Consider the following 24719-nt stretch of genomic DNA (forward strand, 5'->3'; position numbering starts at 1 on the left):
TGCAGCTTATAACTATACCAACAGTTGTATCAGTTATATGGTTGTGTATTAATGAACAAACCCGTAAACAACTATATCAAATATACCGGCATCGCGTTTCAAATGATCGCGATCATTGGCGTGTTCAGCTTTGCCGGTTATTATATAGATCAAAAAGCCCGGCATGATGTGCAGTGGGTAACGGCTATCCTTTCACTGACCGGGGTATTGATATCGCTTTACCTGGTGATCAGATCACTTAAAGATTGAAACGTTTTTTTATAGCTTTTGGCATATGCACTATCGCGATCGCCATCTTGCCGGCACTGGCCGATAATTTGGGCAAGAGTGAATGGCTGGTGCCTGGCTTCTGGCTGTTGTTCCAGTTCTTTTCGTCGCTTACTTTTTTAATTAGCCTTGCGGTAATATGGGCGCAACAAAAGAACGGTACATTAGGTGGACAAGTGTTCCTTGGGGCCACCACTCTGAAGTTGCTTTTGTGCATGACCATTGCCCTGATATATACGCACAGGTACAAGGTAAATGACGTTGTTTTTGTACTCGATTATTTTTATCTGTATTTCTTATACACGGTATTTGAAATTTACGTATTGTTGACTAACTTGCGCGTCCAAAATAAAAAGTAAAAATCTCGTCATAAATGGATTTTAGGCACATTTTGAACTCAAAAAAAAATCTCCTCGGCTTAATTTTAGGTGTCTTTTTTACACTAACTGCGTGTAAAAGTTTCGCTATACAACACGAAACAGGCCCTGCTGAGGTCAAAAACGCAGAACAGGAAGCCTTCAATCCCACAGTTGCGATATTAGAACACATTGCCGACTCACATTACTGGCATGTAGGCGGCGAAGTATCGGTACCGCTGCCGGTGATCTTATTCACTGATAAGGGTACTGAATTTTTCAGCGCTTCGGTGTTTCATCATGGTCACGAAGCTTACCAGGGCAAGTACTATACTTACAAGCTTTGGGAAGACAAGATCCGCGTAGTGAACGCTGCCGGCGAGATCGACAAAGAGGCATCATCACACATCTACGATTTCTCGATCACCAAGAACGTAATGGCCATGTGGATCGCTGGTATCCTGTTGTTCATCATCTTTTTCTCGGTAGCTTCGGCTTACAAGAAACGTGTGGGTAAAGCACCTAAAGGTCTGCAATCGCTGATCGAACCGGTGATCATGTTCGTACGTGATGAGATCGCCCGTCCAAATATCGGTTACCGCTATCAGCGTTATATGCCGATATTATTGACCATATTTTTCTTTATATGGATCAACAACCTGATGGGTCTGATCCCGATCTTCCCGGGTGGTGCTAACGTTACCGGTAACATCCTGCTTACCTTCGTCATGGCGTTCATCGTATTGCTGGTGGTTAACTTTAGCGCCAATAAATATTATTGGAAACACATCTTTATGCCACCGGTACCGGTTTGGTTATATCCGATCATGATCCCTGTGGAGCTTATCGGTGTGATCTCTCGTCCGTTCGCATTAATGATCCGTTTATATGCTAACATCTCGGCCGGTCACATTATCGTATTGAGCTTGATCGCACTGATCTTTATCTTCAAGACCTTGTGGATCGCTCCGGTGTCGATCTTGTTCGTATTGTTCATGGATGTATTGGAATTGCTGGTAGCTTTCCTGCAGGCCTTCATTTTCACGATGCTTACTGCGCTGTTCATCGGCACTGCGGTTGAGGAGCATCACCACTAATAAGTAAATAATTATACACTATATTTAACTTTAAATTCAAACAAACATGACTGGAAGTATCGCTGCATTAGGTGCAGGTTTAGCAGTTATCGGTGCCGGTATCGGTATCGGTCAGGTAGGTGGCAAAGCCATGGAAGGTATCGCTCGTCAGCCTGAGGCTTCTTCGAAGATCCAAACTGCAATGATCATTGCTGCCGCTCTTATCGAGGGTGTGGCTCTGTTCGGTGTGGTAGTTGCTCTGTTGGGTAAATAATTATCCTTCGCAACAAAAAAACAGGGACCTTACTTGCAGCGGTTGGCGGCACGTAAGGTCCTTTAACTCCTGAACCTCTCAACAGTGGCAGGCGTAAGGAAGATAAGATGTATAGTTAAAATAAGTGTTGGTTAAGCTAACGATATTAATAAATGGAAGAATTATTTGAAGGTTTATTGAATGACCATTTAGGGTTTGTGGTTTGGGCCGCAGTAGCGTTCATTATCCTGTTGATCCTGTTAGGTAAGTTTGCCTGGAAACCGATCATGGCAGCTATCGCTGATCGTGAGCGTTCTATCGAGGATGCGTTGTTGAAAGCAGAGGCCGCTAAAGAAGAGATGGCCCGTTTGACCAACGAGAACGAGCAATTGCTTAAAGAGGCTCGCAAAGAGCGCGACCAGATCCTGAACGAGGCTCGTCATTTAAAAGATCAGATCATTAACGAGGCCAAAACAGCAGCTAATGTTGAAGGTGCCCGTATGATCGAGCATGCCAAACTGGAGATCAATAACCTGAAAGCCATTGCCATGGCCGACGTGAAGAACCAGGTAGCTACCTTGTCTATCGAGATCGCCGAGAAAGTATTGCGTAAGCAATTTGCTGATCAGGCCGCACAAGACGAACTGGTAGCCGATCTATTAAAGGAAGTTAAGATAAAATAGTGAATGGTTAAATGGTGAACAGTGAGTTGTTGTTAAGGCCCCTCATTATTCACCGAACACTACTCACCACTCAACAATATGTCTGAATTAACAGTAGCATACCGGTACGCTAAATCGCTGATCGATCTGGCCCAGGAACAAAATTCTTTGGAAGCCATTAAGGATGATATGACGTTCTTTGTGCAAACATTGAAAAGCAACAGCCAGTTAGCGGCTGTATTGCGTAACCCGATCATAGCGCACAACAAAAAAGTGAATATCCTTGACGGTCTGTTCGCTGGTAAAGTGAACAAGGCGACCGTTTCGTTCTTCAATATCATGGTGAATAAAGGCCGTGGAGGTATACTTTACCCTACCGCTCAGGAGTTCATCAATCTTTACAACCAAAAGAAGAACATCGTTACTGCCAAGGTTGTATCTGCAACACCGTTATCAGATGCCAACAAACAGCAGATCATGGCTGAGATCAAAGCATCTACAGGTGGCGAGGTGATCTTGAAGGAGAGCGTTGATGCCGATCTTATCGGTGGTTTTGTTTTGACCATAGGTGACCGCCAGATCGACACTTCGGTAGCGCGTGACCTGCAAAAGTTAAAGAAAGAGTTCACCGAGAAGGTGATATTATAATTATTACACACTTACACTAAATACAAGTAAAAAATGGTAGAGGTAAGACCAGACGAAGTTTCGGCCATCTTGCGTCAGCAATTGTCGGGCTTTAAGTCAGAATCTGAGTTAGAAGAAGTGGGTACCGTGCTCCAGGTGGGTGATGGTATCGCGCGCATTTATGGTTTGACCAAAGTACAATACGGCGAGTTGGTCGAGTTCGATAACGGCTTGCAAGGTATAGTACTTAACCTTGAAGAAGACAACGTAGGTGTGGTATTGCTAGGTGCTTCGGAAGGTGTAAAAGAAGGAGATACAATTAAACGTACCGGCAAGATCGCTTCACTTAAAGTGGGTGAAGGCATGCTGGGCCGTGTGGTAAATACATTGGGCGAACCTATCGATGGTAAAGGCCCTATCGCTGGCGAGACCTATGAGATGCCATTGGAGCGTAAAGCACCAGGCGTTATCTACCGTCAGCCGGTTAACGAGCCGTTACAAACAGGTATCAAAGCTATCGATGCGATGATCCCGATCGGCCGTGGCCAGCGTGAGTTGGTTATCGGTGACCGTCAGATCGGTAAAACTGCGGTTTGTATCGATACCATCATCAATCAAAAAGAGTTTTACGAAGCAGGTCAGCCTGTTATCTGTATATACGTTGCTTGCGGTCAGAAAGCTTCTACCGTAGCTAACATCGTGCGTACGCTGGAAGAGAACGGCGCTATGCCTTACTCTATCGTTGTAGCTGCAAGTGCTGCTGAGCCTGCTCCAATGCAGTTCTTCGCTCCATTTGCCGGTGCAGCTATCGGTGAGTACTTCCGTGACACCGGCCGTCCTGCGCTGATCGTTTATGATGATCTTTCGAAACAAGCCGTTGCTTACCGTGAGGTGTCATTGTTACTGCGTCGTCCACCGGGCCGTGAGGCTTACCCTGGTGACGTGTTCTATCTACACAGCCGTTTGTTAGAGCGTGCGGCTAAGATCAACGCTAACGATGATATCGCTAAAGCGATGAACGACCTTCCGGAATCGATCAAACACCTGGTAAAAGGTGGTGGTTCATTGACCGCGCTTCCGATCATCGAGACCCAGGCAGGTGACGTATCAGCATACATCCCTACCAACGTGATATCGATCACTGACGGTCAGATCTTCCTGGAGTCGAATCTGTTCAACGCGGGTGTTCGTCCGGCCATTAACGTAGGTATCTCGGTATCACGTGTGGGTGGTAACGCACAGATCAAATCAATGAAAAAAGTTGCTGGTACCTTGAAACTAGATCAGGCACAGTACCGCGAGTTGGAGGCCTTCTCTAAATTCGGTTCTGACCTTGATGCTGCTACCAAGAACGTATTGGATAAAGGTGCCCGTAACGTAGAGATCTTGAAACAAGGTCAATACTCACCGGTGTCGGTAGAGAAACAAGTTGCGATCATTTACCTAGGTACCAAAGGTTTGATGCGTAACGTACCAGTGAACAAGGTACGTGAGTTCGAAAGCGAATTCACCAGCCAACTGGAACTGCGTCATCCTGAAGTACTGGCCGCCCTTAAAGCAGGCAAGTTCGATGATTCATTGACCAGCGTACTGGAGACCGTAGCCAAAGAACTGGCTGGAAAATATTAATTTTTAGTAGCAAGTACTTAGTATCAAGTATCAAGTATCGGTGATGTAACGCATCTTGATACTTGATACCAGATACTTGATACTCCAACAAGAATGGCGAATTTAAAAGAAGTAAGAAACCGTATCGCGTCTGTTAACTCAACGCAGCAGATCACCAAGGCCATGAAAATGGTTTCGGCGGCCAAGCTGAAGAGAGCTACCAATGCTATTGTTCAACTACGCCCTTATGCTACCAAGCTGAAGGAAATGCTGAGTAACCTTTCGTCGAGCCTGGAAGATGGTGCATCGCCATTTTTGCGGGAACGCGAACCGGTACGTGTGTTGGTGGTGGTAGTTACCTCGAACCGTGGTTTGGCAGGTGCGTTCAACACCAATGCTATAAAGACCGCTAACAACCTCATTTCTGAGAAGTATAGCGAGCAGTATGCTGCTGGTAACGTATCTATCGTAGCCATTGGCCGTAAAGCTCAGGATTACTACAGCAAACGCAGATACAATGTGATCGGGGATAACAACGAGGTGTATGCGAATCTTGACTTCACCAACGTGTCGAAGATCACGGAAGCCATCATGCAGGGTTTTCTGGATGGTCATTATGACCGTGTGGAGTTGGTGTACAACCACTTCCGTAATGCGGCCGTACAGGTGTTGGTAAGCGAGCAGTTGCTGCCAGTGCCAAAGATCGTTGAGGAAAGCAACATCAAGTTGAAAAAGGATGATGCTCAGCAAACGGATTATATCCTGGAGCCTTCGAAGAAGCACATCGTTGAGCAACTGATCCCTAAAAATATCAAGATCCAACTATACCGCGCCGTATTGGATTCGCATGCTTCAGAGCATGGTGCTCGTATGACCGCTATGGACAAGGCTACTGATAATGCCGGTGAGTTGTTGCGTAGCCTGAAGCTATCATACAACCAGGCCCGCCAGGCAGCCATCACCACCGAGCTTACCGAGATCGTGAGCGGTGCGGCAGCTTTATCGAACGGATAATTATAAACTTGAATCGTATATACCAAAGCCCCGGCGCCTGCCGGGGCTTTTTTGTTTTGATATTAATCCATACATTCATTGCTTCTTTGCTCCCCTGTTCAATGTATAAATCCACCGATCTCACCTCCAACGATAGCTTTTATAAAAGTGACCGGCTTTATAAGGCCGCTATCGGGTTGATATTACTTTTTGGTATAGTGATCAGGCTCTTCCATTTTTTTTATAACAGGTCGCTGTGGGAGGATGAGATCTATCTGTCGGCAGGTATCATTGATATGGACCTATGGCAACTATTGACAAAGCCGCTGCCTTACTTTCAAAAGGCGCCCATCGGGTATCTGTTGATCTCAAAGCTAATGGTGATGTTGTTCGGCAAGAACGAAATGTCGCTCAGACTCTATCCATTAATGAGCGGCATTATATCTCTTATTCTCTTCTACAGCATCACTCGTAGATACCTGAAGCCGGTAGGGGTGATCGTAGCGCTATGTATCGTCGCTTTTGCACCGCCACTGATCTACTACCATACCGAAGCCAAACCTTATGGTACCGATATGCTGGCCACCTTGATGGTCTTGAGCTTATACCATAAGTACCAACGTTTGACGACGCCCCGTGAGGCTTTTTCGTTGGGCTTATTAGGCGCTATCATCATCTGGTTCGCTTATCCGGCTATATTCGTTTTGGCAGCAGCGGGTATAACCATATTGATCGTCAAGATCAGGCAAAAAAATAAACAAGGCATACAATGGTTGGTGTTAGTCGGCGCTGTGTGGATAGCAAGTTTTATCGTTAACTATATCTTTTTTACACGCGACGGGTCAAGCAGCCAATGGCTGGTCGATTTTTGGGAGAAGCATGATGCCTACATGCCGCTTCAACCAGTTGCTGGGTTTATCTGGCTTTTTCATCATATTTCTTCTTTTTTTCTGCATCCACTTGGATTTAGTTGGTTCCATCAGTACGAGCAGCCAAATATGTTCTTACAGTTGTTGAACCGGTTGTTCTTTCTGCCACTGATACTGTCGGCACTGGGTGTTATTTATTATTGGCTAAATAACAAAAAGCTATTGTTGTACTGCTCGGCCGTCCTATCAATAGCGTTCGCGGTCGCGGCGTTACATCAGTATCCATTTCATGAGCGGCTTACGGTGTATCTGGTACCGTTCATGGTTTTGTTGATAGCTGGTGGCGTCCAATTTTGTGTAGATAGAGCAGGGGCTGTAAAATGGCTGGGATATGTAGCGGGTATCTTCATCATATCTGCATTGCTTAAGAACAGCGTAGAAGAGGTGGTTCACCCTGCATTATTCGGCGGTTACAAGCGTTCTTATCAGCGGGATGCTATGGCTTTTATAGGTAAACACTATCAGCCCGGTGATCTGGTTTACGTGTATTACAATGAACTGCCCAATTTTCTCTTTTATCAAAAGATGTACCCGCAGCCATTCAAGAAGGTGATATTAGGTGCAGACCATCGCCGTCACAGCAATAACTTCAGTGAATATTTTTCTCTTGTTGACCGTGATATTCAAAATGCCGGAAAGGATAAGCGCATCTGGGTGATATATAACGTGATCGATGCTCCGCTTGGCGAATACCTAGGCGATCCGGCCTGGTATTACCACGACAACGATGCCGTTAACCGATTACACAAACATCTGCGTAGCGAATACAAAGTGCTTACAAGCTTCGCACCCAAAGGCAAGGAGGCGACGCCTGACGTGTTCGTAGACCTGATAGAAAAATAGAACTCAATAGGTGGTCACTACATGCGGCTTATAAGTGTCGGTCTTCACCCGTGCTTTCAGCTCATGCAAAATGTTATATAGGCCGAAGTTGGTGCGGTTCACATAAATGAAATGTTTTACCCCACGTGCCTGCTTGAATTCTGGCATACGCGATATTTGCTCACCAAAGCCATATAACTCTTCAAAATATGCTGTTTGACCAAAATCGAAAGTGCTATCCAGATACGGTTTAGCAAATAGGCTGATCATTTGGTGATAGGTGCGGTAATAGAAATCGATCTGCTGTGGAGTATCATTAGGTAAGATCATCTCCAGTTTTCGGAACGCCTTGATCGTTTCGTCCTTATTATCAAGCAGGTCGCCCGACGTAAGAGAGAAGAACGGTGTGTAAAAGTCCTCAGGCATTTCTTTGATGCAGCCGAAATCGATGATACCAAGATCGCCTTGCGGTGTGATCAGGAAATTGCCTGGGTGCGGATCGGCGTGCACGGCGCGTAGTTCATGCTGTTGGAAGTTGTAGAAATCCCATAACGCCTGCCCGATCTGGTCGCGCAGCTCCTGCGAAGGGTTGGTTTGCAAGAACTCTTTCAGGTGCTTGCCATTGATCCAACTCATGGTAATGATGCGCTTGCTCGATAGCTCTGGATAGTAGGTAGGGAAAACGATATGCTCCAAACCTGCACAGGCCGTGGAGAACTCCACCGAACGCCGTACCTCCAGCTCGTAATCGGTCTCTTCCAGCAGACGTTCTTCCACCTCCCGCATATATACATCCAACTCTTTCTCGCTCATGCCAAGCAATCTGAACGCGAAGGGCTTTACCAGTTTAAGGTCTGACGAAATTGAATCGCCCACGCCGGGATATTGTATCTTGACGGCCAGTTTTTGACCATTCAGTTCTGCACTGTGCACCTGACCAATCGAGGCGGCATTGGTCGACCGCAGGTCGAACTTATCGTATATCTGCTCGGGCGATTTTCCAAAGTACTTGCGGAAAGTTTGCACGATAAGTGGTCCCGAAAGGGGAGGGGCATTATACTGCGACTGAGAGAACTTATCTACATAGGCCTTAGGCAGTATGTTCTTATCCATGCTCAGCATTTGAGCCACCTTGAGTGCGCTACCTTTCAATTCGCTTAAAGATTCATAGATATCGGTCGCGTTGTCCTCGTTCAACTCGCTGCGGTCAAGGTCGGGGTTAAAAAGCTTTTTGGAGTAATGCTTAATGTAATTACCACCTACCTTAAATCCGGTCTTCACGAATTTGGCACTGCGTTCTACCTTGCTGGTGGGTATGCTGTTCTGTTCTTTGGCTCTCTCGTCGCTCATGATCTTCACTCTTCAAATAAGGCCGCTAAGCGGCGTTCGGTAAGGCTCGTATAATCAGATATGGTCAGGCTTGTTGGTCGTAACCGCTCGGGCGGATGCGTGGTGGTTATACCTACAACTTTCATACCTGCGGCGTTGCCAGCCTTCACGCCCGATAAAGAATCTTCAAATACCACACAATCATGTGGATCAACCCCCAGATCAGCGGCCGCTTTCAGGAATATTTGTGGGTCAGGTTTGGCACGGCTCACCCGCGGTCCATCAATGATCACATCGAACAGCTCTTTAAAGGGTAATTTATCCAGAATGAAGTTGATGTTGGACAATGTGGCTGAGGAGGCTACGGCTGTTTTGATACCACTATCCTTTAATTCGGTAAGTAATCGCTCAAGGCCGTTAATGGCCGTGATGTAAGGCTCATACAGGATGCGGTAGTTCTGCGTTTTTTCATCGAACATTTCACGCATTTGTTCTTCGGTATGGTCATCACCAAAGAACTCCCGCATGATCACCATTCCGGGTACACCGCTTAGCTTATCGTTATAAAGTTCGGTGGTCAATTCTACACGGCCATATCGCTCAAAAAGCTCTTTCCAGGTTTTGAAATGATACTGGTCATTATCCACAATTGTACCGTCCATATCAAATATGGCAGCTTTAAAACTCATAGGTAGGTAGATAGGCAGGCGATCGCCGTCTGCTGATATTAAAATATTATGTGAAATGAATGCAGCGACGTCATAGCCGCTGCATTCACATTTAAAATCCCAGTTTCTCTTTGAGGTTGCCGTTCTTGGCCAGAAACTTACCATAATCAAGCAGGTTATCGATCGGCGAACGCTGGAACAGGTCGAACGTCACATTAACGCCTTTCTCGATCGCCTCGTCGGTCTTTTCAAAACCGGCCGAGTTATCGGTTATCCAGAACCTCAGCACAAAACCGAACTGCATCCAAAGGCCGTCCTTGTAGCGTTTAGAGAAAAACTTACGGTCGGTCAGTTCGCCACTATCCAAACCCTCGTTCAATATCTCTTCGGCAAAACCCTCGAACACTACTTTAAGCGTATCCAGCACGCGTGGTGAGGCAAGTACGCGGTCATGTTTCTTCAGGCTGTATACCGCAAAGCTGCGGCTACCTTTCAATAATTCAAAAAAACTGTAAAAGAATGATAAGGCCTTTTCGCGAGCAGTGTATTGCGGCCATACCTCCTGCGTTTTGATCTGCGTGATGGTGGTACGGGCCAACTCCGCCCATATATTCTGTTCTACGGCCTCAAACGAGCCAAAAAAGCGATAGAACTCTTCTTCGCTCATATCATTGTTCTTGGCAAATACGTATACTGACCGTGGTTCACTTCCCTCGGTAAGTACATGGTCTATATAGGCCTTTTGTATGCTCTCGGTGGTTGCCATGTTGTTGCTTTATGGTTATATATAAAAGTACGCTATATTTAACGAGATAGTGTCATGGCCGATCAAAAAAGGCCGCCCCGTTAGGTATGTTGTACCCATGTCAAATAAAATGCCGACGTGCGTATTTATAGCAAATTATTGCCATTTTTGTTTACCAATTTGGAACGAGTATAAACAATGAGTGATAGAACGATACTGGTCTGGTTCAGGAATGACTTACGGTTGCATGATAACGAGATATTGCTCGAAGCTACCCGTAAAGCCGACCGCATCCTGCCGGTATACGTGTTCGACCCACATTACTTTACCGCTACGCCCAACGGAGGACATAAGACTGGCAACATCAGGGCCAAGTTCCTGATCGAGAGTGTGGCCGATCTTCGCAACAACCTGCGTGCCGTAGGCTCTGAATTGCTGATCGCGCATGGCGATCCAGCGGTCATTTTACCCAAGCTGGCCGAGCAGTATCACGTTAACGAGGTATACCATCACCGCGAGGTGGCCTTGGAGGAGACCAACATATCTGAACAGGTGGAGGCCGCTTTGTGGAAGATCAAGCTTAACTTGAAGCACTTTATTGGCCATACGCTTTACCATAAAGAGGATCTGCCATTCCCTATCAAAGATATTCCTGACAGCTTTAATGCGTTTAAAAAGAAGGTTGAACGTGACAGCGATGTGCGCCCAAGCCTGCCTCTACCTGAGCACTTTAATACGCCCGAAATCACTGACGCAGGCGAACTACCTACATTGGAACAACTGGGGCTTACCGAGCCTGTTAGCGATGTGCGTGCCACATACAGCTTTAAAGGCGGCGAGACCACCGCTTTGCAGCAATTAGACACATTCTTTGCGGCCAAAAAGGCAAGCGCTGGGGGAAAAGCCGATCGTAACGCGGCCGGAGCCAGGATATCGCCATGGCTGGCACTGGGTTGTATATCGCCACGCCAGGTGTATTGGGAGGTAGTGAAACATGAGCAAGCCACTAAAGAGCATCCTTTGATGCTGGAGCTTTTATGGCGCGACTATTTTAGGTTCATGTTCAAAAAGTATAGTCACAAATTTTTTGATCCCAATGGTTTTAGAGCCGATGCACCTGAAATGGCTGCCGACCAGGACGAACTGTTCGATCAGTGGCGTTCGGGCCATACAGGCGTTCCTTTTGTTGATGCCACTATGCATGAGTTATGCGCTACCGGTTTTATCAGTAACGCCAGCCGGCAAACCGTAGCCGCCTATCTGGTGAAGGAAATGAAGGTTGACTGGACGCGTGGTGCACAGTGGTTCGAAGAGAAACTGATCGATTACTCGCCAGCAAGCAACTGGGGTAATTGGGCCTACATAGCCGGTGTGGGCAACGACCCACGCGAGAACCGTTATTTCAACCCCCGGTCGGCGGCCGAACTTGATCCTAAAGGAGAGTACGTGAAGACCTGGCTTCCGGATGCAGAGAGGATATCGGCTTAAGAGCAAGTTTAAAATTCAGCATATAAAAAAAGAGCTTATCATATTGATAAGCTCTTTTTTTATATGCTTTTATCTGAATGTTATTTGGCAGCAAGTATAGCGAATACGCCTTTTAAAGCGATCAGGATACCGATCACTAAAATGATGTTCGAAACGCTGGTGAAAATAAAACCATGACCGAACACCTCATCAAGGAAACGGAAGAACACACCCACTGTACCTACTATGGTAGCAACGGTCAGTATAACATAAAGATTGGTAGCGTTAGCTTTTTGCATCGAATCCATGGTGATCTTTTATTTAATGGAGGCAAAAATAATAATGTTCGGTTAATATACACCATTTGACCGCACATTTTTAAATATTAGCTGCAGGCACCGCTGGCTTGCGACGGTAGTGTTTATGTACCGCCCACCAAAGCGCGGCGCCTATCACAATGAATACCCAAAGATTGGCCAAGCCTATCATGAAGCTCATGAATATACTCCAGCCATTGGTGAGGGCGAAAGCCAAACGCTTAAAAAGAGTTAACTCGTAAGCACCCGGATCACCATTGGCGATACGCTCGACGATCACACTCTGGCTTTGATCAAGGCTCAACTTCAATGTGCTCATTCGGGCGGCCATTTCTATGCGTTGGTTATTGATATGATCATCCACGATCTTGTCCCTCAACGCTAATGCCTTATCTGCCTCTACAGATGCTTGGTTCTTTGGTCTGTATGAACGTTGCTGGTCGGCGATCTCGATACGGTTATTCAATTTAAGTTCAGATGCTAACAGGTCAAGCGTTCGGTTCTCGATGTCCATACGGCGCGAGCTGACATAAATGCCCATCTTACTGATGTTGGTCATCAAGCGGTCGAGGCTGTCTGAAGGTACTTGCAAGGTCATGTCGGCTGTAGTGTGAAATATAGTAACGCGTTGCAACGAATCGCTGCTAAAGGCCATCTCTTTTGAGCCCACTTCCTCTGATCGCAAGTAGTGATTGGTCACTTTGCCATGGTAGGCTGTGGTCAGATCAGCTATTTTTTCAGCCACTTTCGAAGCGTTCTTCACCTTCATGCTCATCTCGGCTGTGATGATCAATTTTTGCGCTTTAGGGTCGTTGGCTATACTGTCTATAGCGGCGGCCACATCCTGATCCTGTTCCTTGAAAGTGTTAGGACCTTTACAGGCCGAGAAAAGGCAAAGCGCGGCCAGGAGTACTTTTAAGACTCTAATTTTCATGATAATAAGTGTTTTGGAATTTATTATTGATACGCTCGGAAGCCTCAAGGTAACCGTTGCTAACGGTGTGTGACGAACTTGTTACACTTTATGGCTGTGCCCTCTCTTTGTACCGCTATTAACGGGCATCGTATAAATTATAATTTAAAACTACCGGCCTGTTCCGTTGTTGGTGTAAATTGTATGAACGTATTACTCACAGGCGCTAATGGCTACATAGGGGCAAGGCTCATCCCGGCACTGCTCGAAAAAGGCCATCAGGTCATATGTTTGGTACGGGATCCCAAACTTTTTGCAAAACAAAGCCAGTACGTTGATCAGGTGACCGTGATCAAAGGCGACCTATTACGCGGTCATAGTATCGACGAACTTCCGCAAGATATCGATGCCGCTTACTATTTGGTGAACGCCCTGCCTCAAACCTCGGGTTTTGCCGGCTTGGAGGCACTATCAGCAGATAACTTTGTATCCGCCATCAATAAAACCCGTTGTAAACAGATCATCTCGCTGAGTGAGATAGATGACCATTTGAGTGAAAGCGGTCTGTCTCGTCAGCACGTAGAAGAGGTTTTGCGCACGGCTAATGCGGCCATCACCATCCTCAAATCGACCATGATCATTGGTCCGGGCAGTATAGCACTGGAGCTGATGGAAGGCTTGACCCGCAAATCGCCGATCATGATCGCCAGCAAGTGGGCAAAAGCTCAGGAAGAGCCGATAGCTACCGGTAACGTGATCGAATACTTGGTAGGGTGCCTGCTCAATGAAGATACTTTTAATAGCGAGTTCCACATCAGCGGTCCTGAGGTTTTGACCTTTAGGGAAATGCTGATGACCTATGGCGACATCTGCCGCCAGCGTAAGGTCAAGATCATGACGTTGCCTGAAGTATCGGCAGCACTTTCATCATACTGGCTCAACTATTTGACCCCGATCAGTTTCTCCCATGCTAAAACGCTGGTGGAGAACCTGAAATATGATGTCGTATCGCGCGATAATGCCATCGAGCATTTGATACCGCTCAAATTACTCAACCTCAAGGAGACCCTGCTCGACATCGTTCCGGTCAACGGTTGTTAAGCTCACCATTCATTCAAGCACTCATCGATCATGTCAAGATACGTACTAATAACAGGCGGCACCGGGCTCATTGGTAAGCCGCTTACCAATGCTTTATTATCACAAGGCCACCAGGTTGCGCATTTAAGCCGTAGCTCCGGTAAGGATCCCCGCGTAAGGACATTTTTATGGGACGTCAAGAAAGGCGAGATCGACCCGGCATGTATCATCGGTGTGGATACCATCGTGCACCTGGCCGGTGCCGGCATAGCCGAAAAGCGCTGGACCAAAAAACGTAGAAAAGAACTGATCGACAGCCGAACACGTTCTATCGGTTTACTGTATGAACTGATCCAAAGAACACCCGACCATCAGATCAAAAGAGTGGTGTCAGCCTCGGGTATAAATATATACGGTAGCCATGGTGACCAGTGGCTTACTGAGCAACATCCACCTGAGCATGATTTTTTGGGCGACTGCTGCGTCCAGTGGGAAGCTGCGGTGGATCAGGGCGCAGCCATGGGGTTGTCCGTAACCAAGTTGCGTACCGGTGTGGTGCTAACCACTAAAGGAGGTGCGCTCAAGCCATTATCGTTACCGGTAAAATTTGGATTTGGTGCACCATTAGGCAACGGACGTCAGTATGTGCCGTGGCTGCATATGGATGATGCTGTTGATATTTATTTAAGATCCATTGACGGCTCGATACCCGAGGGCGTGTATAATATGCTGTCACCCGAACCGGTCACTAATGAGCAGTTGACCAAAGCGATCGCCAGGCAACTTAAGCGGCCGTTATGGTTGCCTAAGGTCCCTGCTTTTATGATCAGGCTGGTAATGGGCGAAATGAGTAAGGTGGTTTTGAGCAGCGTGAGGGCGTCTGCCCAAAAACTTACCGATGTGGGTTACCGATTCAAGTATAATGTTATTGCTGATGCGTTAAAGGATATTTATGAGCAAAAAAGATCCAGTTAGTATATTTTGGTTAAGGCGTGATCTGCGCTTGCATGATAACGCCGGTCTGTACCGCGCACTTAAAGGACCTGACCCCGTACTGTGTCTATTTATTTTTGATAGTGATATCCTGGATAAATTGGAGGACAAGGACGACGCCCGGGTGACCTTCATCTACAATGCCGTTACCGATGTTGACCGCGAGTTGCAAAAGCACAAAAGCAGCTTGCTGGTGAAGTACGGAAAGCCTTTAGAGGTTTGGGAAGAGATATTGAAAGAATACGATGTCAAAGCTGCTTTTACCAATCGCGACTACGAGCCCTATGCCAAAGAGCGCGACCACGCTGTTTATGATCTGTTGAACGAAAAAGACATTCCTTTCAAAGGATACAAAGACCAGGTCATCTTCGAGCGGCAGGAGGTGGTAAAAGATGACAAGACGCCTTATACCGTTTATACACCATACAAAAAGCGATGGATGAACACAGTGAACGACTTTTATCTGCGTTCATATCCTACCGAAAAGTATCTGGAGAACCTCTACCATATCGATAAACTAAAGAAGGGCACCCTGAAGGAAATGGGATTTGAGGAAAGCTCAGCCAAATTCCCGGATCAGGAGTACAAGAGCGTGATCGACCACTATGCTAAAGATCGTGACTTCCCCGCTCGCAAGGGTACCTCACATATAGGGCTACACCTGCGTTTTGGTACGGTGAGCATACGTGATCTCGCGCGTGAGGCCATCAAACATGAACATACCTGGTTAAGTGAACTGATCTGGCGCGAGTTCTATATGATGAACTTCGACTTTTTCCCCGATACGCAGAATAAAGCCTACCGCCCGGCGTACGACAGGATCAAGTGGCGACACAGTGAAAAAGATTTCAAGGCCTGGTGTGAAGGCCGTACGGGTTACCCGCTTGTGGACGCCGGTATGCGCGAAATGAACGCTACCGGGTATATGCATAACCGTGTACGTATGGTGACAGGCTGCTTTTTGGTGAAACACCTGCTGATCGACTGGCGCTGGGGGGAGCATTACTTTGCCCGCAAATTGCTGGATTATGAAGCGTCGACCAATGTAGGGAGCTGGCAGTGGGTTGCTGGTTCGGGAACGGATGTAATGCCTTATTTCAGGATATTCAACCCCGAGGCGCAGCTTCAAAAATTTGACCCCAAGCTGGAGTACGTAAAAAAATGGGTCCCGGAGTATGGTACTGACCAATATCCGGAACCCATTATAGGTAATAAAGAAGGTAAGGAACGCGCCCTGAAGGTTTACAAGGACGCCGTTGCCAAGTAATATATTAGTTAGTTACGGTCAATAGATTGATCTCGAAACGTAATGTGCTGAATGCCGGTAGACCATTACGGGACTGCGGAAGGCCATAACCCAAAGTGGATGGAATGAACACAGACAGCTGTGAATTAGCTGTTCCTTTTTGGATCGCCTCACTGTAGCCTTTGATCAAATTAGATACGTTCGCTTCAAAACCTGTAGTGCTTTCATTGCCCGAAATATCGAACTGAGTATCATTCAAAAGTGTTCCGGTATTCTGTAAAGTTATGGTGGCGTTAGGGCTGGGGTATACCGTACCTGTGCCAGCCTTAGTGATCTTGTAGAACGCGCCCGAAGGGGTACGAGAATAGGTACTGATATCGATACCTTTCGATTGCGCATACTTACGAATGCTGAACTCGTCATAAGCCATGATCGCGCGATCATCAAGTACGTTCACATACATATCAAGGCATTGGTTGCCACGCAAACGTGAACTACCGGTACCCAGGCCATTGCGGCCGTAAGCTAAACGTGATGGGATCAGCAAGTGTACTCGGGTACCTTTGGTTTTCACGATGTTCAATACAGCCAGCATCAAACCGTTAGGAGCAAGATTGCCCACATAGCTATAGTTGCGGATCTGGTATAACTGGTCAGTAGTGGCACTCGCTAAAGTATCGGTCACGTTGTACAATCCATCGAACGACTTGAATGACGACAACCACAATACTTTGTCTGAATAATCAAGCTGCTTGGTGCTGGTGCCTTTTGAAAGTATCTCATAGTAGATGCCGGTGGTGTCACCACTGCTTACATCGCGTTTCATGTTGTTAAGGCCATTAGCCTTGATGTACGCTTCGATCTGTTGTTGATCGTAGGTCTTGATATCGATGTCCACACCATCTTTGCGACAAGAGCAGAACGCCAGGGTGATCAATAAGAAAAGAGAAAGATATAGCTGTTTCATTTATAAATTGTCAGTTCGTTACATCAAAGATGTTTATCGTAAAATCGAGCACCGAATTTGCCGGTAACCCTTTAGTGCCCAGGTTAGGTTGTGCATAAGGACCATAAGCATACCGCGATGCGATTAACAACCGTATGGTACTTCCTTTATTTGGCCGCGCATTGGGTATGGCCAATTGCCATCCTCTAATGGTCTCGCCAAGGCGATAGGCCGGTTGAAAATTATCTGTTATTGCTATCACCTCGCCGGTGGTCAACGCTTTAGCCACATAACTTACGGTTATATAGCTTGATAGACTGTACTGCGCCACTGTAGGGCCTTGTTTCTCGATCACATACCATATGCCGGTAGTATCCTTATTGCCCAATTGAACCTTCACCGCTTTTCCGGTCAATCCGTTAGCAGCTATGTAATCGCTGATCAGCTTATCATCTATAGCGGATTGGTCCTTGTTAAATACAGCAGGATCGTCCGCTTTTTTGCAAGCTGTGAACAAAAAAAATAAGCAACCGCATAAAAGCAATAACCTGTTCATCACTTTATTACCGAACGGCAAATTTACCGTTTTAAAGTGTAAAATAGCAGGGTTAACAATTTTTAACATTTGTGTCGCGTTCGCGCGAAGGTGTGGGTCAATAAATTGCGCTATTTATTAGCAACGCATTATTGCGGGTCATATTCTAAGGTGAGCTGATTTATTTTTTTGAGTGTGTTGGTAAGTTGCGTCTTCTCCTTATCGGTCAAATGTTCATTAAGGTATGCATTGAACTGCTTGACGATCGTACGGGCCATCTGGCGTTTTTCTTTACCCAGGTCGGTCAAATAGATCTTGACCGAACGCTTATCGCCCGCGTTACTTTGCCGGTATATCAGGTCCATCTTTTCGAGCTGGCTCAACATGCGCGATAAACTGGTGGACCGCAAACCCAATAGTGATGCCATTTGCGATACCGTCGTACCTTCTTTCTCATCTATATTGATGAGCACATAACCGATAGATTGTGTGATGTCAAAACTGGCCACTAATTGGTTGTAGCGGTTGGCCATATTTTGCCAAACGATCTTGAGCAAATAGTCGATGGTCTCGTGGTTGTGTTTCACAGCAAGTGCATATACGTGCCTCCAAAAGTAATTAAAAATGCATGTGAGGCAAACGTTACGGTAGCTTTAACGCTGATAGCTGACTTTCAGTATTGCATTACCATCCCGATTTGGTATCATCTCCTCTTGGATCGGCCCCACCCATCAGGTAACCTTGTGGCGTCACTACGATGGCATCCACACGGCCGATGCTGCCACGCGGAACGATCTTATATCCCTTTTGTTGTAATTTGGTGGTCACATCATTGGTGAAAGCGTTGATCTCGGGAGCCACTTCATCGGGTAGCCATTGATGGTGGAAACGTTTGCTGGTCACCGCTTGCTGCGCGTCCTGACCGAACTCCAATACGTTCAATATGGTCTGGAAAACCGATGTGATGATCGTTGAGCCGCCCGGCGTACCGACCACCATAAACAGCTTTCCATCTTTTTCAAGGATAGTAGGCGTCATGCTCGATAACATGCGTTTACCCGGCTGAATGCTGTTCGCTTTGCCACCCACCAAGCCATACATGTTAGGTACGCCCGGTTTTGAGCTGAAGTCGTCCATCTCGTTGTTCAGCAAGAAGCCTGCACCGCTCACGAATATCTTATTGCCAAATGAGCCATTCAGTGTGGTCGTGATCGATACCGCGTTACCCTGCGCATCAACGATCGAGAAATGGGTGGTCTGGTCGCTTTCGTAACCGGCAAAGCTGCCCGGCTGGATAGTGCTGCTCGGCGTGGCCGCTGCCCAGGTAAAGTTCTTCATGCGGCTTTCAATGTAGGCGGGGCGCAACAAGCTATCGGTCGGTACCTTGAAAAAGTCGGGGTCGCCTAAGTATTTAGAACGATCCGCGTATACGCGTCGCTCGGCCTCCACGATCAGCTGCACCGTCGAATCCTGATTGTGGCCCCAGCGGCTTAGTGGGTAAGGCTCAACGCTATGCAAAAGCTGTAACAAGGCTATACCACCGCTTGATGGCGGTGGCATGGTGATCACTTTATATTGTTTGTACTGGCCTGTTATGGGTTTGCGCCAAACGGAATGATAGTTATCAAGGTCGGCCTGGCTGATCAATCCGTCGCCACGTTTCATTTCTGTAATGATCTGCTGTGCTACCTTGCCCGAGTAAAAACCGGCACGGCCTTTATCGCGGATCAGCGTCAATGTGTTGGCCAGATCTTTTAGGACAAGCAGGTCGCCAGCTTTCCAGGGAGTGGTCCTGGCAAAATAATTGGTCCCGCCATTGTTCAGGCGGGTAAATTGCTCTTGGTTGCGGTTAAGATCATTGGCCAGGCGTTCGGTCACCTTAAAGCCTTTTGCAGCAAGGTCGATGGACGGTTGTACCACGTCGGCCCATTTCAATTTGCCATATTTTTTGTGGGCTTCGATCATGCCATCCACCGATCCGGGAACGCCGGCCGCCTGATGCGTGTACAGGCTTTTTTGAGGTATCACCTTGCCATTGGCATCCAGATACATATCAGTGGTAGCTTTGCCAGGTGCTTTTTCCCTATAATCGAGCGTCGCTGTTTGTCCGTTCGATGACCGGTATACCATAAAACCACCACCGCCAATGTTACCCGCCTGAGGTAGGGTCACGGCAAGCGCGAATTGAACCGCTACGGCTGCATCTACCGCGTTACCGCCTTTTTTTAGTACAGAAAGTCCGGCTTGAGCGGCATCAGGATAGGCGCATACCACCATTCCTTTTTTGTATCGAGGCGATGCTTCTTGTGCAAAGGCCGGTGCGGTAAGCGTGCTGCCGGCAAGCAGAATGATAAGGGGATAGTTAAGTGTATCGCGGAGCGTGAGTTTCATGAATTGGTTTTTAAGTTTCACTAAATTAAATGATCTGGACAAAAAGACACTGACCGAAATTTCGGAAATTTTATGTCTTGATATCCAATAGAGTACCCTGATCGCTTTTAGGACCGTCTTTGGCCGGGTCATAAAAACAAATAATTAACGTTAATAACAAAACATCGCTCATGAAAAAACTTACTTTACTACTCTTAACGTCGGCTTTCGTAATTGTAATTCAGCAAAAAGCCAGCGCTCAGTTATACAAAGCTGCCGCCGGACTTAAGTTCACCGGTTACGAGAATGGCGTTTCGGGAAAATACTTTTTGAACGAGAACAACGCCGTAGAAGGTATCCTCGGTATTCGCTCACACGGAGTAGTACTCACCGGGCTTTACCAGATCCATCAAACCGTTTTTGATGTGCCAGAGCTGAAGTTCTATTATGGCTTTGGTGCTCACCTGGGAGCTATCGGAGACGGGCATTATCGCCGGTTCGTTAAAGATGATGACTATGGCGACGCCGGCATCCTGATCGGTGCTGATGGAGTGGTAGGCATGGAGTACCTTATCCCGGAAACACCGATCGCCATCAGTTTCGATCTAAATCCCCGCCTTGAGTTAGGCCGTGGTCCCTTTTTTGATCTTTCGCCCGGCTTAGGCTTAAAGTATACCTTTAAGTGGTAAATAAAACGCCTCATAACATTACGGTTATGTGGCGTTTTTATGATACGCTACAGATGATATGCTTTATTTGGCAACGATGATCTTAGCGGTGTAAGCCTTTGATCCCAATATCACCCTCAGCACATAAGTACCAGGCGGTAAGCTGGCCACGCTCAGGTTGGTCACATAGTTGCCAGCCTGAATGCTTGACCGGTTGCTGTATACCGTTTGTCCCATTAAATTAACGAGTGAGACAGTAAGGTCACCCGCCTGCGGCGCTACTAGGCTGAGGTTAAGCTGGGTACTCGCCGGTACCGGGAAAGCTGATAGCTTAATATCTGAAGCTACGTTCTCTGCCGAACCTGGCTTTATGTAGGTGTAGACAGGCGATATAGCCGTACAGCCTGTGGTCAGCACATTGCGCAGTTGATAGTTCCCGCTTTGTGCAGGTGTGTAGGTCTGTGCGGTTGCGCCGCTAATGGCCACACCATTCAGATACCACTGATTGTTATTGGCAAAGTTAGACACCAACGTTGCGCCATTTTGAGTGATAGATATCGTGCTCACAGTGACCGGAACACGGGCGGTAGACGAACATCCGCCACCAATCACCTTCATATCATAAAAGAAATAATAGAAGTTACGATAGTAAGACGTGTCAGCCGGATTGGTGGATGAGGTAGCGTTATTGCCCCTGATATTGAATACATCGGTACCGTAAGGATAGCGCGTGTTGCCATTGTTGCTGCGATAAAGTGTAGCACCATTAGCATAGGTCACATTAAGGCGATAGCTGCCAGCTTGTGGAAGCAACAGGTTAAGGTCATACACACGGCCCTGATCGTTGGCATCGTCAGTGGTTCCTGGCGTGCTACGGCTCTGGGTAACGTCGATAGCGGTACGGCCTACTTCTTCGCCAGCCGCATTGGTGGCGATCACATTGATGCGGCCTGTATTGCCCACATACAAACGTGCGCTTTGCAGGATCACCGGCAGCTTGGTGGTCAGGTATACACTCTGCCCGTACTGACCGTAAGCGCCTGTAAAACCGCTTTTAGTTGCCGGGCCAACGCTGGTGTTCAGGTCATTTACCCCCGCGTAGAAAATATTGTTGATCGGTGTGGCCCTGGTTAGTGCGGTGGCTCCGGTCGTCACAGGGTCGCCGCCAGTGGGTGTAGTATACCAAAGTACCTGCCCGTCGGCATTGGCGGTCAGTAAGTATTGTCGAGTGTCATTACAGTAACTGGCCGTAAGGTCAGTAGGCGCAGGGTTAGCCGCAATGCTTATGGTAGAGCTGACTTGGTTATTGCTGCTTACCGGATCATTAGCCAAGCTGGTCACGGCAGTAAGTAAATAGCTGGAACCTGCCGTGGCATTGAAAGTGCCGTTGAGTATGAGGTCATCTTCGGCATTGGCATTAAGCGTGCCGGTGTAAGTTTGGTTAAGCGTAATGGTAGCACCACCACCTACCGGCGTAATGGTCACAGTGACCGGTATGTTGGTGATAGCGGTACCGCCAAAGTTCTTCAACCTTACACTTACCCGGGTAGGGCCTGCGCAGCCGCCAGTGGCCGAGCTATTGGTAACACTAATAGCACCTACATCGCGCGATGATTGGGTGAACTGTACACGGTAGTCCTGCGTTTCCCCTTTGTTATATGTTCCGCAAGGCTGTATGGCGGCTGCATCACTGGTCTCTACCAAAACGATCCGCATCAAGCTGTAATTGCCGGGCGTGACGGTACCAGGTACAGCAACATCGGCCGTAAAAGTGCCTGTTGCGTTGATCACGCCACTGGTGGCGGCCAGTTCGGTCACCGGGTCAAAGGTACCGTCGTTGTTCCAGTCGATGAATACCTTGGCACGTTTGTTAAAGTTGGCGCCGCAGGTGCCTAAGGTTAGGCTAAGCGGATAGGTGCGGCCTTGTTCCAACTGTACCGGCGTGAGGTTGGTCAGGTCGGTATAAGTGGTGCATCCGGCAGGCGGCGTATTATTTAGGTTAGAGATGGTCACGTTGTTGATCCGTGAATCGGCGCTGGAGGTTGGTACCGACGCACAATACGCTGCACCGCCCACCCCGGTAACGATCATGGAATAAGCCTGAGGACCAGAAGTAAGCGTGCCTTTGTGCTTCACGGTGATGGTATACGTTCGGCCGGGTATAGCGTTATCGATATAAACCTGCTCAATATTATCCCGCACGTTATCGCCACGGGTAGCCGCAGCCGCAGGAGATTGAAAGCTCAACACCCAGGGCTGATAGGTGGTAGTACCATCGCTGATGCGAATGTCGAGGTCATTCACCAGCTTAGGCGTGCGGTCGTTAAGTGTCCCGTCAGGACTTACTGTGCCCTGGGGGTCGGTCCAGGCTATGGTGGCGATCAGCGTGCCGTTGCCTGAAGCCACCACGGTGGTGGTGTTGGTTTGCCCTTGCGCCAGCGTACTTTCATTCATCAGGCTTTTGCCGCCTTTATCGGTGATCACTTGTGCGGCACGGCCTGCATCCAGCACACCCCATCCAAAGGTATAATCGGGACCTACGTTACCGGCATCGAACGCGGTGTGGCATACCAACGCTTTTAAGGTGGCTGAGCGCATGAACGCATTACCATTCTTTTGCGCGTAGTATTCCTGCAACAGGTATAGCGAACCGGTCACGTTCGGCGCCGACATAGAGGTGCCCGAAAGCGTGGTATATGCGGTAGGGCTGCTGCTACTGGTCGATAACACCTGGTCACCATCGGCGCAAATGTCGGGTTTGATACGGCCATCATCCGTAGGTCCTTGTGAACTGAAAGGAGAGATGGTGACATCGCTGCGGGATGAAGGTCCATAAGGCAGTTGGCTAATGGCGCCTACGGTAAGGATGTTCTTGGCGTTGCCAAAGGTCGATATCACATCAAAACCGTTATTGCTGCTGATAGATGCATCGCGTGTTTTCGAGATCAGCGTGCGGTCGGTGCGGCTCGTGTAACCAAAGTACGTTCCGCCCACCGCCGGACCCACCGAGGTACGGTTATTGCCGGCCGATTTAACGGGCAGGTAATAAGGAGCATTAAAGGTTATTCTATCCGCATCACGTGCGTCGCTGTCGTAATAACCAAATTTGTAGTCCTCAGTATCGCCCGGTATCCCGTACCACTCCCAGCGGAGTTCGTCCTGGTCGTAATTCCAGCCCGCTACGGTCCCGTAAGAATGGTTCGATAGCAAGAGTCCTGAAGCCGCCGAAGACATCTCCGCGAGGTCACTATCAAAGTCATATACCTGCAGCGTACTTGCATTGAACGACATGCCCTTTGCAGGAGCATATACCCCTTTGGCGATCATGGTACCCGCTACGTGCGTACTATGCAAGTCAACGGTGATGCCTGGGTTTCGCAGGGTCACTGTTTTGCCGGCAAATTCCTGGTGGGTGCTCAACACGGCACCGCCATCCCACATGCCCAGTTTGTTGGCCAGTACCGCGCTGCTGCCTGATAGGTTCAACCCTGATGTGCCGCCCGGTTGTAGGGTATTGGTGCGGGTAGTGGCCGCAGCAATGGTGTTGTTATAAGTACGATAATATACTGGGAAACCCAGTGGTGTAAGTCTTTGTAGTGCGATAACTGAACCATCCTTTAGCTTTTTGCGGACGTTCCAGTTAAAACGAGGGGCCAGATCAAATGCCTGCTGTTGACTGGCGTTCAAGGTAGTGCGAAGGTCGGCTGAGAGTTGGTCAAGCTCCGCTTTTTTGGCAGCGCTTACTAACGGTTGCTGAGCCATTGAGGTAGCGGCCAACAGTAAAAGCAGCGAACTGCATAAAATGATCTTGTTTATCTTGGAATACATATTGCAGTACGGCCGCCTTAC

24 protein-coding genes are annotated in these 24719 nt (G+C 47.8%); 14 read left to right on the forward strand and 10 right to left on the reverse strand.

The window, feature by feature from the left end:
• Positions 1 to 51: 51 nt before the first annotated feature.
• The 9 genes from LLH06_RS04915 (at position 52) to LLH06_RS04955 (ending at position 7614) form a co-directional block, all read left to right on the forward strand.
• A complete protein-coding gene (locus LLH06_RS04915) occupies positions 52 to 249 on the forward strand; it encodes an AtpZ/AtpI family protein (protein ID WP_228172148.1) in 198 nt (65 codons plus the stop codon).
• Entirely contained in the window at positions 246 to 626 is a 381-nt protein-coding gene (locus LLH06_RS04920; RefSeq protein ID WP_228172149.1) for a hypothetical protein, read from the forward strand. The genes LLH06_RS04915 and LLH06_RS04920 overlap by 4 nt, the downstream gene beginning before the upstream one ends.
• Before the next feature lie 14 nt (positions 627 to 640).
• Entirely contained in the window at positions 641 to 1720 is a 1080-nt protein-coding gene (gene atpB / locus LLH06_RS04925; protein WP_228172150.1) for a F0F1 ATP synthase subunit A, read from the forward strand.
• 46 nt (positions 1721 to 1766) lie between these two features.
• Positions 1767 to 1973 carry an ATP synthase F0 subunit C gene (gene atpE, locus LLH06_RS04930; protein ID WP_157540113.1) on the forward strand — a complete coding sequence of 69 codons (207 nt, stop codon included), beginning with the start codon at positions 1767 to 1769 and terminating at the stop codon, positions 1971 to 1973.
• A 152-nt stretch (positions 1974 to 2125) separates the two neighbouring features.
• The gene (gene atpF / locus LLH06_RS04935) at positions 2126 to 2635 is read left to right on the forward strand and encodes a F0F1 ATP synthase subunit B (protein WP_228172151.1); all 510 of its coding nucleotides are present in this window, start codon (positions 2126 to 2128) and stop codon (positions 2633 to 2635) included.
• A gap of 78 nt (positions 2636 to 2713) precedes the next feature.
• Entirely contained in the window at positions 2714 to 3262 is a 549-nt protein-coding gene (atpH, locus tag LLH06_RS04940) for an ATP synthase F1 subunit delta (protein ID WP_228172152.1), read from the forward strand.
• Between the two features lie 33 nt (positions 3263 to 3295).
• Positions 3296 to 4870, forward strand: coding sequence for a F0F1 ATP synthase subunit alpha (gene atpA / locus LLH06_RS04945; RefSeq protein WP_228172153.1), 1575 nt, complete (start codon positions 3296 to 3298; stop codon positions 4868 to 4870).
• A 93-nt stretch (positions 4871 to 4963) separates the two neighbouring features.
• Positions 4964 to 5863 carry an ATP synthase F1 subunit gamma gene (gene atpG, locus LLH06_RS04950; protein ID WP_228172154.1) on the forward strand — a complete coding sequence of 300 codons (900 nt, stop codon included), beginning with the start codon at positions 4964 to 4966 and terminating at the stop codon, positions 5861 to 5863.
• Positions 5864 to 5964: 101 nt separating this feature from the next.
• Positions 5965 to 7614: a glycosyltransferase family 39 protein gene (locus LLH06_RS04955; protein ID WP_228172155.1), complete on the forward strand. Its 1650-nt coding sequence runs from the start codon at positions 5965 to 5967 to the stop codon at positions 7612 to 7614.
• A 3-nt stretch (positions 7615 to 7617) separates the two neighbouring features.
• On the opposite strand, the gene LLH06_RS04960 is transcribed toward LLH06_RS04955, so the two are convergent.
• The 3 genes from LLH06_RS04960 to LLH06_RS04970 all read right to left on the reverse strand — a co-directional run bounded on the left by LLH06_RS04960 (position 7618) and on the right by LLH06_RS04970 (position 10356).
• Positions 7618 to 8943, reverse strand: coding sequence for an ABC1 kinase family protein (locus tag LLH06_RS04960; RefSeq protein WP_228172156.1), 1326 nt, complete (start codon positions 8941 to 8943; stop codon positions 7618 to 7620).
• A gap of 5 nt (positions 8944 to 8948) precedes the next feature.
• The gene (locus tag LLH06_RS04965) at positions 8949 to 9611 is read right to left on the reverse strand and encodes an HAD family hydrolase (RefSeq protein WP_228172157.1); all 663 of its coding nucleotides are present in this window, start codon (positions 9609 to 9611) and stop codon (positions 8949 to 8951) included.
• Between the two features lie 91 nt (positions 9612 to 9702).
• Positions 9703 to 10356 carry a TetR family transcriptional regulator C-terminal domain-containing protein gene (locus LLH06_RS04970; RefSeq protein WP_228172158.1) on the reverse strand — a complete coding sequence of 218 codons (654 nt, stop codon included), beginning with the start codon at positions 10354 to 10356 and terminating at the stop codon, positions 9703 to 9705.
• Between the two features lie 177 nt (positions 10357 to 10533).
• Between LLH06_RS04970 and LLH06_RS04975 the strand changes: the two genes are divergently transcribed.
• Entirely contained in the window at positions 10534 to 11823 is a 1290-nt protein-coding gene (locus LLH06_RS04975) for a DASH family cryptochrome (RefSeq protein ID WP_228172159.1), read from the forward strand.
• Between the two features lie 80 nt (positions 11824 to 11903).
• On the opposite strand, the gene LLH06_RS04980 is transcribed toward LLH06_RS04975, so the two are convergent.
• Positions 11904 to 12110 (reverse strand): hypothetical protein, encoded by a 207-nt coding sequence (locus LLH06_RS04980; RefSeq protein ID WP_228172160.1) that lies wholly within the window; start codon positions 12108 to 12110, stop codon positions 11904 to 11906.
• A 70-nt stretch (positions 12111 to 12180) separates the two neighbouring features.
• Positions 12181 to 13053, reverse strand: coding sequence for a DUF4349 domain-containing protein (locus LLH06_RS04985; protein ID WP_228172161.1), 873 nt, complete (start codon positions 13051 to 13053; stop codon positions 12181 to 12183).
• Between the two features lie 183 nt (positions 13054 to 13236).
• On the opposite strand from LLH06_RS04985, the gene LLH06_RS04990 reads away from it, so the two are divergent.
• The 3 genes from LLH06_RS04990 to LLH06_RS05000 are packed head-to-tail and all read left to right on the forward strand — an operon-like array spanning position 13237 to position 16372.
• Positions 13237 to 14133 (forward strand): NAD(P)H-binding protein, encoded by an 897-nt coding sequence (locus tag LLH06_RS04990; RefSeq protein ID WP_228172162.1) that lies wholly within the window; start codon positions 13237 to 13239, stop codon positions 14131 to 14133.
• 30 nt (positions 14134 to 14163) lie between these two features.
• Positions 14164 to 15087 carry a TIGR01777 family oxidoreductase gene (locus LLH06_RS04995; protein ID WP_228172163.1) on the forward strand — a complete coding sequence of 308 codons (924 nt, stop codon included), beginning with the start codon at positions 14164 to 14166 and terminating at the stop codon, positions 15085 to 15087.
• Positions 15065 to 16372 carry a cryptochrome/photolyase family protein gene (locus LLH06_RS05000; RefSeq protein WP_228172164.1) on the forward strand — a complete coding sequence of 436 codons (1308 nt, stop codon included), beginning with the start codon at positions 15065 to 15067 and terminating at the stop codon, positions 16370 to 16372. The genes LLH06_RS04995 and LLH06_RS05000 overlap by 23 nt, the downstream gene beginning before the upstream one ends.
• Before the next feature lie 4 nt (positions 16373 to 16376).
• On the opposite strand, the gene LLH06_RS05005 is transcribed toward LLH06_RS05000, so the two are convergent.
• The 4 genes from LLH06_RS05005 to ggt form a co-directional block, all read right to left on the reverse strand.
• The gene (locus LLH06_RS05005) at positions 16377 to 17318 is read right to left on the reverse strand and encodes an FKBP-type peptidyl-prolyl cis-trans isomerase (RefSeq protein ID WP_228172165.1); all 942 of its coding nucleotides are present in this window, start codon (positions 17316 to 17318) and stop codon (positions 16377 to 16379) included.
• A gap of 10 nt (positions 17319 to 17328) precedes the next feature.
• Positions 17329 to 17814, reverse strand: coding sequence for an FKBP-type peptidyl-prolyl cis-trans isomerase (locus tag LLH06_RS05010; protein ID WP_228172166.1), 486 nt, complete (start codon positions 17812 to 17814; stop codon positions 17329 to 17331).
• A 167-nt stretch (positions 17815 to 17981) separates the two neighbouring features.
• On the reverse strand, positions 17982 to 18419 hold the full coding sequence (locus tag LLH06_RS05015; RefSeq protein ID WP_228172167.1) for a MarR family winged helix-turn-helix transcriptional regulator: 438 nt from the start codon (positions 18417 to 18419) through the stop codon (positions 17982 to 17984).
• Between the two features lie 97 nt (positions 18420 to 18516).
• Positions 18517 to 20223 carry a gamma-glutamyltransferase gene (gene ggt / locus LLH06_RS05020; RefSeq protein WP_228172168.1) on the reverse strand — a complete coding sequence of 569 codons (1707 nt, stop codon included), beginning with the start codon at positions 20221 to 20223 and terminating at the stop codon, positions 18517 to 18519.
• Positions 20224 to 20393: 170 nt separating this feature from the next.
• Between ggt and LLH06_RS05025 the strand changes: the two genes are divergently transcribed.
• A complete protein-coding gene (locus LLH06_RS05025) occupies positions 20394 to 20891 on the forward strand; it encodes a hypothetical protein (protein WP_228172169.1) in 498 nt (165 codons plus the stop codon).
• A 63-nt stretch (positions 20892 to 20954) separates the two neighbouring features.
• On the opposite strand, the gene LLH06_RS05030 is transcribed toward LLH06_RS05025, so the two are convergent.
• The gene (locus LLH06_RS05030) at positions 20955 to 24698 is read right to left on the reverse strand and encodes a S8 family serine peptidase (RefSeq protein ID WP_228172170.1); all 3744 of its coding nucleotides are present in this window, start codon (positions 24696 to 24698) and stop codon (positions 20955 to 20957) included.
• Positions 24699 to 24719 lie beyond the last annotated feature (21 nt).

Origin of the sequence: Mucilaginibacter daejeonensis (genome assembly GCF_020783335.1) — a bacterium.
Taxonomy (GTDB): Bacteria; Bacteroidota; Bacteroidia; order Sphingobacteriales; family Sphingobacteriaceae; genus Mucilaginibacter; species Mucilaginibacter daejeonensis.

Excerpts from the sequence above, each read along its gene's own strand:
- LLH06_RS04915 (WP_228172148.1), top strand. The coding sequence starts at position 52 with ATGAACAAACCCGTAAACAACTATATCAAATATACCGGCATCGCGTTT.
- atpB (WP_228172150.1), top strand. The coding sequence starts at position 641 with ATGGATTTTAGGCACATTTTGAACTCAAAAAAAAATCTCCTCGGCTTA.
- atpE (WP_157540113.1), top strand. The coding sequence starts at position 1,767 with ATGACTGGAAGTATCGCTGCATTAGGTGCAGGTTTAGCAGTTATCGGT.
- atpF (WP_228172151.1), top strand. The coding sequence starts at position 2,126 with ATGGAAGAATTATTTGAAGGTTTATTGAATGACCATTTAGGGTTTGTG.
- atpH (WP_228172152.1), top strand. The coding sequence starts at position 2,714 with ATGTCTGAATTAACAGTAGCATACCGGTACGCTAAATCGCTGATCGAT.
- atpA (WP_228172153.1), top strand. The coding sequence starts at position 3,296 with ATGGTAGAGGTAAGACCAGACGAAGTTTCGGCCATCTTGCGTCAGCAA.
- atpG (WP_228172154.1), top strand. The coding sequence starts at position 4,964 with ATGGCGAATTTAAAAGAAGTAAGAAACCGTATCGCGTCTGTTAACTCA.
- LLH06_RS04955 (WP_228172155.1), top strand. The coding sequence starts at position 5,965 with ATGTATAAATCCACCGATCTCACCTCCAACGATAGCTTTTATAAAAGT.
- LLH06_RS04960 (WP_228172156.1), bottom strand. The coding sequence starts at position 8,943 with ATGAGCGACGAGAGAGCCAAAGAACAGAACAGCATACCCACCAGCAAG.
- LLH06_RS04965 (WP_228172157.1), bottom strand. The coding sequence starts at position 9,611 with ATGAGTTTTAAAGCTGCCATATTTGATATGGACGGTACAATTGTGGAT.
- LLH06_RS04970 (WP_228172158.1), bottom strand. The coding sequence starts at position 10,356 with ATGGCAACCACCGAGAGCATACAAAAGGCCTATATAGACCATGTACTT.
- LLH06_RS04975 (WP_228172159.1), top strand. The coding sequence starts at position 10,534 with ATGAGTGATAGAACGATACTGGTCTGGTTCAGGAATGACTTACGGTTG.
- LLH06_RS04980 (WP_228172160.1), bottom strand. The coding sequence starts at position 12,110 with ATGGATTCGATGCAAAAAGCTAACGCTACCAATCTTTATGTTATACTG.
- LLH06_RS04985 (WP_228172161.1), bottom strand. The coding sequence starts at position 13,053 with ATGAAAATTAGAGTCTTAAAAGTACTCCTGGCCGCGCTTTGCCTTTTC.
- LLH06_RS04990 (WP_228172162.1), top strand. The coding sequence starts at position 13,237 with ATGAACGTATTACTCACAGGCGCTAATGGCTACATAGGGGCAAGGCTC.
- LLH06_RS04995 (WP_228172163.1), top strand. The coding sequence starts at position 14,164 with ATGTCAAGATACGTACTAATAACAGGCGGCACCGGGCTCATTGGTAAG.
- LLH06_RS05000 (WP_228172164.1), top strand. The coding sequence starts at position 15,065 with ATGAGCAAAAAAGATCCAGTTAGTATATTTTGGTTAAGGCGTGATCTG.
- LLH06_RS05005 (WP_228172165.1), bottom strand. The coding sequence starts at position 17,318 with ATGAAACAGCTATATCTTTCTCTTTTCTTATTGATCACCCTGGCGTTC.
- ggt (WP_228172168.1), bottom strand. The coding sequence starts at position 20,223 with ATGAAACTCACGCTCCGCGATACACTTAACTATCCCCTTATCATTCTG.
- LLH06_RS05025 (WP_228172169.1), top strand. The coding sequence starts at position 20,394 with ATGAAAAAACTTACTTTACTACTCTTAACGTCGGCTTTCGTAATTGTA.
- LLH06_RS05030 (WP_228172170.1), bottom strand. The coding sequence starts at position 24,698 with ATGTATTCCAAGATAAACAAGATCATTTTATGCAGTTCGCTGCTTTTA.